Annotated in this window: 16 protein-coding genes; 11 read left to right on the forward strand and 5 right to left on the reverse strand. The window is 64.7% G+C overall.

What is annotated here, in order from left to right; all coding sequences use genetic code 11:
- Positions 1 to 84 precede the first annotated feature (84 nt).
- Positions 85 to 960: a ferredoxin--NADP reductase gene (locus ACN0S5_RS21940; RefSeq protein WP_417211285.1), complete on the forward strand. Its 876-nt coding sequence runs from the start codon at positions 85 to 87 to the stop codon at positions 958 to 960.
- Between the two features lie 76 nt (positions 961 to 1,036).
- On the opposite strand, the gene ACN0S5_RS21945 is transcribed toward ACN0S5_RS21940, so the two are convergent.
- Positions 1,037 to 2,005 (reverse strand): hypothetical protein, encoded by a 969-nt coding sequence (locus tag ACN0S5_RS21945; protein WP_417211288.1) that lies wholly within the window; start codon positions 2,003 to 2,005, stop codon positions 1,037 to 1,039.
- Between the two features lie 192 nt (positions 2,006 to 2,197).
- Between ACN0S5_RS21945 and infC the strand changes: the two genes are divergently transcribed.
- Positions 2,198 to 2,743 carry a translation initiation factor IF-3 gene (infC, locus tag ACN0S5_RS21950; protein WP_417211310.1) on the forward strand — a complete coding sequence of 182 codons (546 nt, stop codon included), beginning with the start codon at positions 2,198 to 2,200 and terminating at the stop codon, positions 2,741 to 2,743.
- 166 nt (positions 2,744 to 2,909) lie between these two features.
- Here the strand turns inward: infC and ACN0S5_RS21955 are convergent, their stop codons facing one another.
- From ACN0S5_RS21955 to dksA, 4 genes are all read right to left on the reverse strand, one after another.
- On the reverse strand, positions 2,910 to 3,902 hold the full coding sequence (locus tag ACN0S5_RS21955; RefSeq protein WP_417211289.1) for a molybdopterin-binding protein: 993 nt from the start codon (positions 3,900 to 3,902) through the stop codon (positions 2,910 to 2,912).
- Positions 3,899 to 4,873, reverse strand: a complete 975-nt coding sequence (locus ACN0S5_RS21960) for an XdhC family protein (protein WP_417211290.1) — start codon at positions 4,871 to 4,873, stop codon at positions 3,899 to 3,901. Before ACN0S5_RS21960 ends, ACN0S5_RS21955 begins: the two co-directional genes overlap by 4 nt.
- A 76-nt stretch (positions 4,874 to 4,949) precedes the next feature.
- A complete protein-coding gene (locus ACN0S5_RS21965) occupies positions 4,950 to 6,116 on the reverse strand; it encodes an FAD-dependent monooxygenase (RefSeq protein WP_417211292.1) in 1,167 nt (388 codons plus the stop codon).
- A gap of 72 nt (positions 6,117 to 6,188) precedes the next feature.
- Positions 6,189 to 6,611 carry an RNA polymerase-binding protein DksA gene (gene dksA, locus ACN0S5_RS21970; protein ID WP_417211312.1) on the reverse strand — a complete coding sequence of 141 codons (423 nt, stop codon included), beginning with the start codon at positions 6,609 to 6,611 and terminating at the stop codon, positions 6,189 to 6,191.
- A 313-nt stretch (positions 6,612 to 6,924) separates the two neighbouring features.
- On the opposite strand from dksA, the gene ACN0S5_RS21975 reads away from it, so the two are divergent.
- The 9 genes from ACN0S5_RS21975 (at position 6,925) to ACN0S5_RS22015 (ending at position 14,758) form a co-directional block, all read left to right on the forward strand.
- Positions 6,925 to 7,764: an AAA family ATPase gene (locus ACN0S5_RS21975; RefSeq protein ID WP_417211294.1), complete on the forward strand. Its 840-nt coding sequence runs from the start codon at positions 6,925 to 6,927 to the stop codon at positions 7,762 to 7,764.
- Between the two features lie 175 nt (positions 7,765 to 7,939).
- Positions 7,940 to 9,373 carry a tyrosinase family protein gene (locus ACN0S5_RS21980; protein ID WP_417211296.1) on the forward strand — a complete coding sequence of 478 codons (1,434 nt, stop codon included), beginning with the start codon at positions 7,940 to 7,942 and terminating at the stop codon, positions 9,371 to 9,373.
- 79 nt (positions 9,374 to 9,452) lie between these two features.
- Positions 9,453 to 9,860, forward strand: a complete 408-nt coding sequence (locus ACN0S5_RS21985) for a hypothetical protein (RefSeq protein ID WP_417211297.1) — start codon at positions 9,453 to 9,455, stop codon at positions 9,858 to 9,860.
- Positions 9,861 to 9,966: 106 nt separating this feature from the next.
- Complete coding sequence (locus ACN0S5_RS21990) at positions 9,967 to 10,869, forward strand: AEC family transporter (RefSeq protein WP_417211299.1); 903 nt, start codon at positions 9,967 to 9,969, stop codon at positions 10,867 to 10,869.
- A gap of 265 nt (positions 10,870 to 11,134) precedes the next feature.
- Positions 11,135 to 11,590, forward strand: a complete 456-nt coding sequence (locus tag ACN0S5_RS21995) for a GNAT family N-acetyltransferase (RefSeq protein WP_417211301.1) — start codon at positions 11,135 to 11,137, stop codon at positions 11,588 to 11,590.
- Complete coding sequence (locus ACN0S5_RS22000; protein WP_417211302.1) at positions 11,590 to 12,978, forward strand: DUF2927 domain-containing protein; 1,389 nt, start codon at positions 11,590 to 11,592, stop codon at positions 12,976 to 12,978. Before ACN0S5_RS21995 ends, ACN0S5_RS22000 begins: the two co-directional genes overlap by 1 nt.
- Positions 12,975 to 13,142: an apolipoprotein acyltransferase gene (locus tag ACN0S5_RS22005; protein ID WP_417211303.1), complete on the forward strand. Its 168-nt coding sequence runs from the start codon at positions 12,975 to 12,977 to the stop codon at positions 13,140 to 13,142. Before ACN0S5_RS22000 ends, ACN0S5_RS22005 begins: the two co-directional genes overlap by 4 nt.
- A gap of 48 nt (positions 13,143 to 13,190) precedes the next feature.
- Positions 13,191 to 14,372, forward strand: a complete 1,182-nt coding sequence (locus ACN0S5_RS22010) for a vWA domain-containing protein (RefSeq protein ID WP_417211305.1) — start codon at positions 13,191 to 13,193, stop codon at positions 14,370 to 14,372.
- A 35-nt stretch (positions 14,373 to 14,407) separates the two neighbouring features.
- Positions 14,408 to 14,758 carry a hypothetical protein gene (locus tag ACN0S5_RS22015; protein ID WP_417211308.1) on the forward strand — a complete coding sequence of 117 codons (351 nt, stop codon included), beginning with the start codon at positions 14,408 to 14,410 and terminating at the stop codon, positions 14,756 to 14,758.
- Positions 14,759 to 14,868: the final 110 nt, after the last annotated feature.

The raw sequence follows: 14,868 nt of genomic DNA on the forward strand, positions 1-14,868 counted from the left end.
CCACCGCGCCCATGGGCCGCGTTTCACCTGACACAGATCAAAGCTAGACAAGAGGTGCCGGTTAAACCAACCGGCAAAGACGCAATGACAGAGATGACCCCCGTGACTGACGCCACCGCCGCCCAGAGTGCCACCGAGACCCCGGCCCCCCGCAAACTTGCCGTGCCTGACACGCAGACCGTCACACAGGTCAAGCATTACACAGACCGGCTGTTTTCCTTCCGCTGCACCCGGCCCGCCAGCATGCGGTTCCGGTCGGGCGAGTTTGTGATGATCGGCCTGATGGGCGATGTGAACCCCAAGACCGGCAAGCAAAAACCGCTCTTGCGCGCCTATTCCATCGCCTCGCCGTCCTGGGATGAGGAACTGGAATTCTACTCGATCAAGGTACAGGACGGCCCGCTGACCTCAAAGTTGCAGCACATTGCCGTGGGCGACGAGATCATCCTGCGCCCGAAACCTGTCGGCACGCTGGTGCATGATGCGCTGTTGCCGGGCAAGCGGCTGTGGCTCTTCGCCACCGGCACCGGATTTGCGCCGTTTTCCTCCTTGCTGCGCGAACCGCAGACCTATGAGGATTACGATGAGATCGTCATCACCCACACCTGCCGTGAGGTTGGCGAGCTGACCTACGGCCATGACATCATCGAATCGCTGAAGACCGACGAACTGCTGGCCGAGGTGATCGGCGACGGCTTCTGGAAAAAGATCAAATACTACCCCACCACCACCCGCGAAGAGAGCCCCAAGATGGGCCGCATCACCGACCTGATGCGCTCTGGTGAGGCCTTCACCGACCTTGGCGTGCCGCCCCTGACGCCGGACACCGACCGCGCGATGATCTGCGGCAACCTCGCCTTCAACCTTGAACTGAAAGAGATGCTCGAAGGCTACGGGCTGGTGGAAGGCGCAAACTCCGACCCCAAGCATTACGTGGTCGAAAAGGCGTTCCTCGACTGACGCATCCCTTTGCCGGACATGAAAAAGCCCCCGCCGATCCGGCGGGGGCTTTCTTTTTTGTGCAGATGACGCGGGATCAGAGGCCCAGCGTCTCTTTCAGGCTGTCCAGAATACCCTGCAAGCCGTCCGGGTTGTTCTTGGCCTGCTCCAGCAGCGCCTTGGCACCGGTCTTGGCAATCGCGTTCAACTCGGAATCGTCGATGTACTCGGCAACCTTGTCGTAATCGAATCCCTCAACCGTCAGAAGTTCCTCGATTTTCGGCTCTGCGGTGTCGGCGGGCGCGGCTGCGGGTTCGGCGGTTTCAACCGGCTCGGCAGCCGGTTCAGCGGTCTCAACCGGCTCAGCAGCAGGCTCGGCGGTCTCGACGGGTTCGGCTGCCGGTTCAGCAGCCTCAACCGGCTCGGCCGACTCGACAGGCTCAATCACCGGATCGGCGCTTGTGGCAGGCTCCAGCGCCGGCTCTGCGGTGTCGACCGGCTCAGCCACCGGATCGACCGTCTCGGCAACGTCCGCAGCGGGATCGGCGGTCACAGTGGTGTCCACAGCGTCTGCAACGTCCTTGGCCGCGTCCACGGTGCCGTCAACGGCATCCTTGGCCACATCAACGGCGGCGTCGCCTGCGTCCTTGGCGGTGTCCATGGTCGCATCAACCGCGTCCTTGGCGGTGTCCACGGTCGCGTCGACCGCATCGGACAGCGCATCGCCCAGCTTGGCCTTGCCTTCGGCCACGTCCTTGGCGGCATCGGCCAGCGCGGTTTCGGCTGCGTCAACCGTTGCATCCGCCGCGTCCTTTGCCGCGTCAACGGTGGTGTCGACAGCGTCCTTGGCCGCGTCAATGGCGGTCTCACCGGCGTCCTTGGCCGCATCGACCGTCGTATCGACCGCGTCCTTGGCAACCTCGGTGGTGGTTTCGGCCGCGTCCTTGACCTTTTCGGCGGCCTCGCTTGCCACCGGGGCCATCTCTTCGGGCGTCTGGCCCGTGTACCACAAATAACCGCCCACTGCGGCCGCAGCCGCCACGATCACGAGGATCAGGTTTCTCATGGGAACCTCCATCGCAAATTCGCCCCATGCGAACATGCGCGGGGCCTCCTGCGATCCGTTTGCGCCGCGCAAAGGGGGTTCGCAAGGGGAAACACCGCAATGAGAGCGCACTGGCATAGATTTGCCGCTTGAAAGCACAAGAAGGCAAGTTTACCTTGCCGACTTGATAAAAACCGCAAATGGAGCATTCCAATAGCCCGCAGACCGCATAACGCGCCGCCCACGCGCGACACAGGCCCCCGCGTCAATGATCGCATCCGGGCCCCCGAAATCCGTCTCATCGGCGCCGAAGGCGAGAACGTCGGCGTTGTCACACCGGCCCGCGCGATGGAGATGGCTGAACAGGCCGGACTCGATCTTGTCGAGATTTCTCCCAACGCCGCGCCACCGGTCTGCAAGATCATGGATTTCGGCAAATTTAAGTACGAAACCCAGAAACGCGAGGCCGAGGCGCGCAAAAAGCAAAAGATCATCGAAGTCAAAGAGGTGAAGTTCCGTCCCAACACGGATATTCACGACTACGATGTCAAAATGCGCAACGTCTTCAAGTTCCTTGAGAACGGCGACAAGGTGAAGGTCACGCTGCGCTTTCGCGGACGCGAGATGGCGCACCAGAACCTTGGCCGCGAATTGCTGGAACGCGTGGCCGAAGACGTCAAGGAAATCGGCAAGGTCGAGAACATGCCGAGAATGGAAGGCCGCCAGATGGTCATGATGATCGGCCCGACCGCCAAGTGATCCGATCCGGCAGGTGATCCTGTTTCAAGCCCGCCGGGTCCGGCGGGCTTTTTCATGTCCAAAGGACAACCGCAGCCCCATGCCGATGCGTCGCGGACACCGGTGGTCTTGCCCGCCTGCCCGGCCACCGTCGCAAAAGGGGCCGGGTCGTGATGCAGCCTGCCGCCTATGCCTCGCGCAGCCGCCCGCGCGCCGGGATTTCCTTGAGCAAGCCGCCCACCCCCATCCCCGCGATGTCCTGCGATGTGACCGGCACGCCGCAGAGCAGCCGCTCCAGCACCCAGTCGGCCCCGTTCAGCGCGGGCGCGCGCGCGCAGCCCGGCAGGCCGATCACCGGACGGCCCTGAAGTTCGCCGAAAAACAACAGGTTGCCCGGATCGACCGGCATCCCGAAATGGGTCACGCTGCCGCCCGCCTGCCGCACCGCTTCGGGGGCCACGTCATAGAGATCAGAGGTGGCGGAGCCGGTCAGGATCAACACGATATCCGCCTGCGTCTCGCCAATCGCCTTGGCCAGCGGCTCTGCCCGGTGTGGCACCACCTGTTGCGGGCCAAGGGTGACTCCCAGCCGGTCCAGCCGGTCCTGCGTGACCGCCTGCCCCTTGTCGCCACTTTCCTTGCCGTCCACCGTGGTCTGGATCAACTGCGCGCTCTGGCACACCACTGGCCGCAACCGCAGCGCCGATTGTCCCGCAAGGCAGGCCGCCTCCAGCGCCGCCTCTGGCACCGCGTAAGAGATGATCTTGACCGTCGCCACCATGCCGCCCGCCGCGACCCGCTGCCATTGCGGCACCGTCGCCACGGTGATCATCGGATGCAGCGCGTTCAGCGCGTGGATACGCTCGGCCAGGACCTCGATCACGCCGGGGGCCTCGGCGTGCAGGTTCACGCGCCCGGTGGCGGCCTTGCCGATGCGCAGTCCGGCCAGCGCCGGATCGGGCACCAGCGCCTGCGCCAACCGCGCGGCGGCGACATCCTCGCCCAGATCGCCCGGCTCCAGCCGCGCGGCGATCACCTCATCCAGACCGGCCCCGCGCAGGGTCTCCACGTCCTCGGCGCTCAACACACGGCCCTTGCGCAGCCGCCCCTTGTCCAAGGCAACCGAATGCGCCAGCACAGCGCCTTCGGCCTGATCCAGCGGCACAGCGCCGAATTTCATCGCCGGTCGCCTTGGCGCAGCACCTGCGTCATCTGCGCAATCACCGACACGGCGATCTCTGCCGGACTGGCCGCGCCGATGTCCAACCCAATGGGCGCGTGGATGCGCCCGATCTCTGCTTCGGAAAACCCCGCCTCTGTCAGCCGCGTCACCCGCTTGGCATGGGTCCGCGTGGACCCCAGCGCGCCGATATAGAAACAGCCCGACCGCAGCGCCTTTTCCAGCGCCGGATCGTCCAGCTTGGGGTCATGGGTCAGCAGCACCAGCGCCGTGCGCGTGTCCAGACCCAGCTTGTCCACCGCCTCATCCGGCCAGTCGTGCAGCAATTGCGTGTCCGGGAATCGCGCCGCAGAGGCAAAGGCCTCTCGCGGGTCGATCACCGCCGGGTCATAGCCCGCGATCCGCGCCATCGGCAGCAGGGCCTGGGCGATATGCACGGCCCCCACCACCACCAGCCGCAAAGGCGGGTTGTGGATGCCGACAAAGACCCGGCTATCGGGCTCAAAGCCCGACCAATCCATGCGGAACCGGTCCTGAAACCCGGTGCGATCCAGCCAGCGGTCGCTGCGGTCCAGATCGACCACATAGGCCACCGGCTCGCGCGCGGCGCGCGCCTTGACCAGATCCGCCAGCAGCAGTTCCGGCAGCACCGCACCCACAGGCTCTACCAGCACCCGGATGGTGCCGCCACAGGCCAGACCCACAGCAAAAGCGTCATCGTCAGAGACGCCAAATTCCAATTCGCGCTGCTCTCCGGTCTCCAGCGCCTCCAGCGCCTCGACAATCACCGCGCCCTCGACGCAGCCGCCGGAAACGGACCCTTCGATCTGGCCGGTGCCAGAGATCGCCAACTGGCTGCCAACCCGGCGCGGAGCAGAGCCCCAGGTCTGCACCACCGTCGCCAGAACCGCACCTTCGCCGGACTGATGCCACGCCAGCGCCGTTTCGGGAATCGCGTCAACCGTGTCCATGAAAAGCCCCCAATTCTCTGTGCCCGATGTCTAGCATGTAAGCCCGCCCTGTCTGCCCCTTCAATGGTCGAAGAGGTCAGGCGGTCACGTCATGCCCGTACAGCCAGTCGAAACCGCGCAGCATTGCACCGGGGGCCAGCCGCCCGACCACGCCCAGCCCCAGATGCGCCACGCCGCGCACCAACGGGTTGCGCAGGTGGTATTTCCACGCGTTGCCGCTGGCCGCGTCGATCACCTTGACCACGCGGGCGCGCCGCCGCTGCTGATAGGCGGCCAGCCCCTGCGCCATGTCAGGCGCCCCGGCCAGCGCATCCGCCAGCACCCAAGCATCCTCAAGCGCCATGTTCGCGCCCTGCGCCAGAAACGGCAGCGTCGGATGCGCCGCATCGCCCAGCAGCGCCACGCCCTCGCCCTGCCAGTGCTGGGCCACCGGATGCCGGAACAGCCCCCAGAGACCCGGATTTTCCACCCCCGACAGCAATCCCGGCACCACGCCGCCGAACCCGGCAAAGGCCGCGCGCAGGTTGGCGGCGTCGTCCCGGTGGCTCCAGCCTTCGGCGGCCCAGTCGCTGCGTTCCTGCACCGCCACAAGGTTCACCATGTCGCCGCCGCGCAAGGGATAGCTGACCATGTGCCGACCGGGGCCCATATGCACCCGCGCCTCGGGCGGATGGCCGACCTTGTTGGCGACCACCGCGCGCCACGCGACCTGCCCGGTAAAGAACGGCTGCGCCGCGTCATTCAGCACCGGACGCAGCACTGAATGCAGCCCGTCCGCGCCGATCACCAGATCGGCACAGGTCGCATCGCCGTTGCACAGGGTGATCCGTGGCCGCGGACCGGGGATGACCTCCTGCGCCTTTTGCAACAGCCGCACCCGCACGCCCATCGCCCGCGCCCGCGCCGCCAGCAGCTCCACCAGATCGGCGCGATGGACAAAGCGGTAACTCTGCACCTCCGGCAGATCGGCCAGATCCATCCGCAGCACCTCGCGCCCGCGCGCATTGCGCAGCGACACCGCCTGCCCCCGGACCGAGAGCGCGCGAAAGCCGTCGCCCAGCCCCAGCGCCTGCAACACGCGCAAGCCGTTGGGGCTGATCTGGATGCCCGCGCCGACCTCGCGGATCGCATCGGCCTGTTCAAGAATGCGCACATCGGCCCCGCGCGCCCGCAGCGCCAGCGCGGCCGCCAGCCCGCCGATCCCGGCGCCGATGAGGGTGATCCTGAGGCCGTTCAAATCCATGCCGCCCCCATGACAAACGAAAAACGCCGAGGCAAGGCCCCGGCGTCTATCATTCACATGGATCGATGCGGTTCAATCGTCGCGATGGACTTTCTCACGCCGCTCGTGACGCTCTTGCGCCTCAAGGCTCATGGTGGCGATCGGACGGGCATCCAGCCGTTTCAGGCTGATCGGCTCGCCGGTCACTTCGCAATATCCGTATTCGCCCTCATCAATGCGGCGCAGGGCCTGATCGATCTTGTTGACCAGTTTGCGCTGCCGGTCGCGTGTCCGCAGTTCCAGCGCGCGATCGGTTTCTTCGCTGGCGCGGTCGGTCACGTCGGGGATATTCCGCGTGCCTTCCTGAAGCGCCTCGATCGTATCGCGGCTGTCCGACATCAGCTCGGCCTTCCAGACCAAAAGCTTGCGTCGAAAGTATTCCGTCTGCCGTTCGTTCATGAAAGGTTCATCTTCGGCCGGACGATAGTCATCGGGCAGAAAGGTTTCAGGTTTCATCTCCGCTCCCTCGTCAACGCCAATATCTGTCATTCAGAATTTCCTCAGATATCTGGCACCCCTGCGGGCAGCCATTAAACCAACCAGAGACGCTTGTCACGTCACATTAACGCCTTTCCCGACCCGAAATACGGCAGCGACGGGGCTGTGTTCAGACCAATCCGCGGCACCTGCGCCAAAGACCGGGACAATCCGCCGAACATCGCCGGATTGATGCGCATGGCGCACCATGTAGCGCCCCGTGGCGGCGCTTGCAAATCGTTGCTGCCCTCTCTACCCCTCGGACCGGAACATTCATTGAGGAGGTCGCGCCATGCGGTTCGAAGGCACCGAGGATTATGTCGCCACTGACGACCTGACCATGGCGGTCAACGCCGCCGTGACGCTGGAACGCCCGCTGCTGGTCAAGGGAGAGCCGGGCACCGGCAAGACCGAACTGGCCCGGCAGGTGGCCCGCGCGCTGAACCTGCCGATGATGGAATGGGCGGTGAAATCCACCACCAAGGCGCAACAGGGCCTCTATGAATACGACGCTGTTTCCCGCCTGCGCGACAGCCAGCTGGGCGACGCCCGCGTCAACGACGTGGCCAACTACATCCGCAAGGGCAAGCTGTGGCAGGCCTTCGACGCCGACGGCAAGGTCGTCCTGCTGATTGATGAGATCGACAAGGCCGACATCGAGTTCCCCAACGACCTGTTGCAGGAACTCGACAAGATGGAATTCCACGTCTACGAGACCGGCAAGACCGTGCGCGCCAAACATCGCCCCATCGTCATCATCACCTCGAACAACGAAAAGGAACTGCCCGACGCCTTTCTGCGCCGCTGTTTCTTTCACTACATCAAGTTCCCCGACACAGAGACCCTGCGCAAGATCGTCGAGGTCCATCACCCTGGCATCAAACCCGCGCTGCTGACCACCGCGCTCACCCAGTTCTATGAATTGCGCGACCAGCCAGGGCTGAAGAAAAAGCCCTCTACCTCCGAGGTGCTGGACTGGCTCAAACTGCTGCTGGCCGAGGATCTGGACGCCGAAGACCTCAAGCGCGACGGCGCCAGCGCGCTGCCGAAACTGCACGGCGCGCTGCTGAAAAACGAACAGGACGTTCACCTGTTCGAACGTCTCGCCTTTATGGCGCGCCGGCAGCGCTAAGCCATCGCCTGTGCCACCGGGCCGCGTCATCTCGCGGTCCTGATGGTGACGACGGCCCCTCCGAAACACCCCAATAAGTTATAACCATGTGGTGCGACTCACCTTTATGGTGTATTTTGGTGCGTATTCAATTTTTCACCAGTTCCCTTGTCGCACTCAATTTTTCGGAGGTATCATGCACACCAATCGCCGCGTATTCATTGGCGCCCTGACCGCCGCAGCCGCGCTGTCCTCGGCCACCCGATCCCCTGCCCAGATGGCCTACAAAGGAACCGGACGCACCCGCCGGGACGTCAACACCCTCACCGCCGACGATCCTGTCCTGACGCAATACGCCGACGCGATTGCCCAGATGCGCCAACTGCCCGCCTCGAACCCGATCTCATGGGAGGCGCAGGCCCGTATCCACCTCAATTTCTGCCCGCACGGCAACTGGTTCTTCCTGCCGTGGCACCGCGCCTATCTCAGCCAGTTCGAGGACATCATCCGCGACCTGTCCGGCAATGCCGACTGGGCCATGCCCTATTGGGACTGGACGCGGAACCCGCAGGTGCCCGCCCCGTTCTGGCAGGCGGGTAGCCCGCTGATGCACCCCAGAAACGTCGGCCCCAACAGCAACATGCCGTCCGAATTTGTCGGCACGCCGGTCCTCGAAAGCATCATGGGAAAACCCAATTTCCAAAGCTTCGCAGGGTTCAAATCCACCGCGCCGCGCGGCTCTGGCGGCGGGTCGGAACAGCTTGAAAGCTCCCCCCACAACGCCGTTCACCGCGAAATCGGCCGCGACATGGCCAGCTTTCTGTCGCCGCTGGACCCGATCTTTTGGCTGCATCACTGCAACGTCGACCGGATCTGGGCCAGCTGGAACAATGCCGGAAACGCCAATTCCCCGGACACCGACCTGACAGAGTTCCTTTTCGCCTCGACCCCCGGCAACCTTCAGTTTGTCACACCCGATGGTGCACCGCGCCCCATCGTCGTGAAAGACGTCTATGCCACGGCCCCGATGGGCTATGGCTATGACCGGCTGGAAACCGTGCCGGAAACGCCCTTTGCCGCCGCAGCCCTCAGCCTGTCGATGGCGGCGCGCAATACGGTAGAGCGGCGGCAGGATCTGGACCGCAGCGTCGCGCCGGGGGGCATCCTTGACTCCACCCTTGCGCTGGACAGCGCGCTGATCACTGCGCTGGCCAACACCGGCCGGATAAAGACCCTGTCCAATGTCGAAATGGCGGATCTTGCGCCGCCGACGCAAATCTCGACCGGTACGCTGACATTGCGGGGCCTGCGGGCACCGGCAGGCCCGGACACCGGGTTCCGGGTCTTTCTGAATTGTGATTACCTGTCACTGGAAACGCCGATCAATGATCCCCATTTCGTAGGTTCGGCAGCGTTCTTCATCAACGGCGTGCCGTCAGAGACGATGGAACACGCCCACGGCGCGGATTTTGTCTTTGACATCACCGATACGCTGGACCGCCTGCGGCGGGCCGGAACGCCGGTGAACGGACAACTCCGGCCACAGGTGATTGCGCTGACCAAGGACAACGAACCGGTGGAGCTTGCCATTGATGGCGCATTCGAAATCACGGTTGAAACGGTTGGGTAGCACCGCCTTGGCGGGTGTCGCGGCGGTGGTTTTGCTTGCGGCCCCCGTCGCCGCCCAGTGTCAAACAGGAGCACCCGAGATGGCGGAGCCGGCCTCCGCATCTGCGATAACGCTGAACCTGACCTCGCCAGAGGGACAGGTTCAGTCCGTTCTGGACGCGCTGCGGGTGTCGGCGTATTCGGTGCGCTTCAACGATGTGACCGTGACACAGGGCGCGCCCGAGGGGTTTCGCGTCTTTGTCAACGCCAAGGACGCCGGGCCGCAGACCTCCATTGACGATCCGGCCTATGTGGCCAGCGTGGCGTTTTTTCCGCAGCCCGTTATCGGAAAATCCGCAGGCTCCTTCGTGGTGGATCTGACGCCCGCGCTGGACCGGATGGCAAAGCAGGACCTGCTGGCCGCGGACGCCCCGCTGTCGCTGACCTTGGTGCCCATCGGACCCGAGGACGCGCGGATTTCGGTCGGGGAACCGGAGCTTCTGAAATAACCCGATCCTGCCCTTGCGGGGACAGTTTCTGCGGTCGCCGCACTCAGGTCGCTTGCGGTCACCGGCCCGCTGTGGTGTGAAGACGGGGTTTCCAACCCGGTCCCCCATGCTCCAGATCCTCACCCATGACATTCTGCCGGTGTTTTCCATGCTGGCGCTCGGTTTCCTGCTGGGCCGGTTCGGCAAGGTCAGCCGGGAAGAGGCCGGGGCGGTCAACCGGGTCGCCTTTCTGATCCTGCAACCGGCGCTGATCTTTCCGCTGATCTCGGCGCTGGACTGGTCCGCCTTCCGGTTTGAGGCGCTGGCCGCCTATGCGGGCGCGCAGGTCATCCTGTTTGCGCTGGCCTTCGCGACCTGCCGGTTGCTGTTCCGGCGTGAGCTGCTGGAGGCATGGCTGCTGGCCATGGCGGTGATCTTCGTCAACACGCTGCTCTATATCTGGCCGATCAGCTTTCTGATCTACGGCGAGGCCGCCGCCCTGCCCGTCACCGCCATCGTCGCATGGGACTCGGCGATCAGCTTTGCGTTTTTCATCGTCTCCACCGACCTCATGGCCAACCGTGGTGCGGGGCCCGGTCCGGCGCTGAAACGCATCGCGTCCAACCCGGTGCTGATCGCCATCGCGCTGGGCATGGCGGTCAACCTGCTGGGCCTGACCCTGCCCGAGCCGCTGCTCACCGCGATGGGCTTTGCCGGGGCCGGGGCCGCGCCGCTGACGCTGTTTGCGCTGGGGGTGATCCTGTCGAGCCATGCGCTGACGCCCTCGCCGGTGATCGCCACGATCGCCGCGCTCAAACTGCTGGCCTTCCCGGCGCTGGTGGCCGGGGCGGTCTGGATGGTGGCCCCGCCCACCGACTGGCAGACGCTGTTCACGCTGACCGCCGCCGGGCCGTCGGGCGCGATGGCCTTTGCGCTGGCGCTGCTCTACCGGGTGCGCACAGACGCCATCGCCCCGGTGATCATCTGGACCAGCCTTCTGTCGCTGCTGTCGCTGGCCTGGCTCGCCTGAGCCGCCGAAAACCCGTCATGCGTTTCCCGCCGCGCGGGCTTTGCCGGGCACCAACCGTGGCAGTAAGGACTCACTTCGCCAGAGCAAGCCCCTGAAAACACAAACCTCCGGCAAATCGTTCCCGAAAACGGGAAAAAATTGTCCACAGGCATCCATGGCGCTGTGCAGGAACCCAGATTTTGCCTTATAGTGACCCAACAGAGGACAGAATACCTAAGGATGTCTTAAGGCACCCTAGAGAAACAAAAGCAGGCAGGCTTCAAAAGTGTCCCAACATACGGCTCTCACGGTGCGCCCGCTGCGCGCTGCGGACGAACCGGCGTGGCGTGAACTCTGGACGGCCTATCTGGCCTTTTACGAGTCCTCTGTCGATGAGCCGGTCTACGTGTCCACCTTCGCGCGCCTTCTGGGCGACGATCCGCGTGACTACAACGCCCTTGTCGCCGAAAGCGACGGACAACTTGTCGGCCTGACGCATTACCTGTTTCACCGCCACGCGTGGAAAATCGAAGAGGTCTGCTATCTCCAGGATCTCTACGCCACCCCCGAGACCCGTGGCACCGGCGTCGGACGCGCCCTGATCGAGGCCGTCTATGCCGCCGCCGATGCCTATGGCGCGCCAGCGGTCTACTGGAACACGCAGGAGTTCAACGCCACCGCGCGCCGCCTCTATGACCGGATCGGCACGCTGACCCCCTTCGTCAAGTACCAGAGGGTCTGATGCGCACCGCCCGACGTCTTGTCCTGCCGCTTTACCTGATGCTGGGGGCCTGTATGCCGGTCACCCCCTCGGACACCGCCGCCACCCGTGCCGCCGCCGTCGATGGCAGCAGCGCCCTGCCCCCGATGAAAAGTTTTGCAGTGCCGCGCCCGCAGGCCCCGGTGGCCTCGAACTCGGACATTGCGCGCGATTTCCTCGATCTTGCCTTTACGCTGGAATCCGGCCGCCCGCTGCCGACCCTGACCCGCTTCGAGACCCCGATCAGCGTGCGCGTCACCGGCGCGCCGCCGTCCTCTCTGGTCCCCGATCTGCGCCGCCTGATCCACCGCCTGCGCAATGAGGCCGGGATCGACATCGCCCTCACCGACGACCCCGCCGCCAATATCACCGTGCAGGCCGTCAGCCGCTCCGAGATCCGCAGTGCCCTGCCGCAGGCCGCCTGTTTCGTGGTGCCCAATGTCTCGTCACTGGCGGAATACCGCAGCAAGCGCCGCTCGCGCGAGGTCAGTTGGACCGCCCTGCGGCAACGTGAACGGCTCGCGATCTTCCTGCCCAACGATTCCTCTCCGCAAGAGGTGCGCGACTGCCTGCATGAGGAACTCGCTCAGGCCATCGGCCCGCTGAACGATCTCTACCGCCTGCCCGACAGCGTCTTTAACGACGACAACGTCCACACCGTCCTGACCGGCTATGACATGCTGATCCTGCGCGCCTACTACGATCCGGCGCTGCGCAACGGCATGTCCCGGAACGAGGTCGCCGACCGCCTGCCCGGCATTCTGTCGCGGATCAACCCGCGCGGTCAGGGCATCGGCCCCCGGCGTCTGGCCAAAACCCCAAGGGTCTGGATCGACGCGGTGCAGACCGCCCTTGGCCCCGGCGCCAACCCGGCCCAACGCCGCGCCGCCGCCATCGAGGCGCTCAAGGTCGCCTCTGCCATGGGATGGAGCGATCACCGCCGCGCCTTTTCGCATTACGCCATGGGACGGCTGTTGCAGGCCACCGACCCGCAGGCCGCCCAAGACCAGTTTGTGCTGGCGCAGCGCTATTTCGGGCGCGGCCCCGACACCGCGCTGCACCGCGCCTATGTCGCCTCGCAACTCTCGGCCTACGCGATCAGCGCGGGCGATCCGCAGGGCGCGCTGGCCATCCTGACCCCGCATCTGGACACCGCCGCGCGGCATGAAAACGCCGCCCTGCTGGCCACGCTCCTGATGCTGCGGGCAGAGGCGCTGGAACTGTCGGGCCGCGTCACAGAGGGCCGCAACGTCCGGGTGGACTCGCTTGGCTGGGCGCGATACGGCTTCGGTTCGGACTGGGCGGTGCGCGCGAAACTGCGCGAAATCGGCGCGCTCAACCCGGCAAGGCAGGGGCAAGGAACGTTATGATCGTGATCCTCGGGGCGCTTCTTGGCGCTGTCATCGGCGGCACCACCGCAAAGCGGCGCAAGGGCAATTTTGCGGACATGGCGCAATACGCCGTGGTCTATGCCATCGCCTTTGCCCTGCTGGGGTTCTTCGTGACCATCGCGATCGAGAAATCGCTGGCCTGATCCCGTCGTCCGGTTGCCTCCGGGCAGCCTCTGGCCTAGCGTCGCGCCATGTTTGTCCCCTTCTTCGAAACCCTGCGAAAATCCGGTGTCCCGGTCACGCTGCGCGAGTACCTGACTTTTCTCGAAGGTCTGCGCGCCGGGCTGGCCACCTATGACGTCGAGGCGTTCTACTTTCTGGCCCGCAGCGCGATGGTCAAGGATGAGCGTCACCTGGACCGCTTTGACCGCGCCTTTGCCACCGCCTTCAAAGGACTGGACCAGATCACCGCCGAACAGGTGCTGGAGGCCGTCAACCTGCCCGACGACTGGCTGCGCAAACAGGCCGAAAAACACCTGACCGCAGAGGAACGCGCCCAGATCGAGGCGCTGGGGGGCTTTGACAAGCTGATGGAGACGCTCAAAGAGCGGCTCAAGGAACAGGAAGGCCGCCATCAGGGCGGCAACAAGTGGATCGGCACCGCTGGCACCTCGCCCTTCGGGGCCTATGGCTACAACCCCGAAGGTATCCGCATCGGTCAGGACGAAAGCCGCCACAAACGCGCGGTCAAGGTCTGGGACAAACGAGAGTTCCGCAACCTCGACGACAGCGTCGAACTGGGCACCCGCAATATCAAGGTTGCGCTGAAACGCCTGCGCCGCTGGGTCCGCCAAGGCGCCGAAGAGGAACTGGACCTGAACGGCACCATCCGCGCCACCGCCGAGCACGGCTATCTGGACGTGCAAACCCGGCCAGAGCGTCACAACGCGGTCAAGGTGCTGCTGTTTCTTGACGTCGGCGGCTCGATGGACCCATTCATCCGCGTGGTCGAGGAACTGTTTTCCGCCGCGCGGTCAGAGTTCAAACACCTTGAACACTACTACTTTCACAACTGCCTCTATGAGGGCGTCTGGCGCGACAACGCCCGCCGCTACAATGCCCAAACCCCCACTTGGGAGGTGCTGAACACCTACGGCTCCGACTACAAGTGCATCTTTGTCGGCGATGCCTCCATGTCGCCCTATGAGGTGGCCTATCCCGGCGGCGCAAGCGAACACTGGAACGCCGAGGCCGGTCAGGTCTGGCTGCAACGCGCCCGCGACCAGTGGCACGATCATCTCTGGATCAACCCGGTGCCGGAGAACCACTGGCAATACACCCAGTCGATCCAGATGATCCGCGAGGTGTTCGAGGACCGCATGGTGCCGATGACCCTCGCCGGGATCGACCGGGGTATGCGTCTTTTGGGCTGATCGCCTTGGGGATTTGACTCGAGGGGCCGATTGAGATGAAGACCATGAACGCTGTGGCGCTGCTGGCCGTGCTGGGCTCGCCTGCGATGGCCGACCAGCAGGCCCGCGCACGCGAGCTGTTGGCGATGTGGCAACCGCAAAGCGTGGCCATTGACGGCGGCGTCCTGACCGTGGTTCTGCCCCAGAACAGGATCAGCGAAGAGATCTATATGGCGGTGCTGACCTCCGGCCTGTGTCTTGGCTTCGCCATGGACAAGCCGCTGAACGGTCTTTCCGGGATCGAGGTGCTGAACCGACATGGGCGGCAGGGCTACGTTCTGGAACACGGTCTTGCGCCCTGCAAGACATGGAACGGACGCCCGGTGGGATCAAAGACAACCTACTAGGCTCTGCCTCAATCTGTGTGGCGGAACGGGAGCATTCTCGCCCGCAACAGGTCTGGACCTGCCCGGCCGTACATTGCGCGCGTGAGGGTCTTCAGGCGGTTGATCTGACC

The organism is Antarctobacter sp. (assembly GCF_048262615.1).
Taxonomy (GTDB): domain Bacteria; phylum Pseudomonadota; class Alphaproteobacteria; order Rhodobacterales; family Rhodobacteraceae; genus Antarctobacter.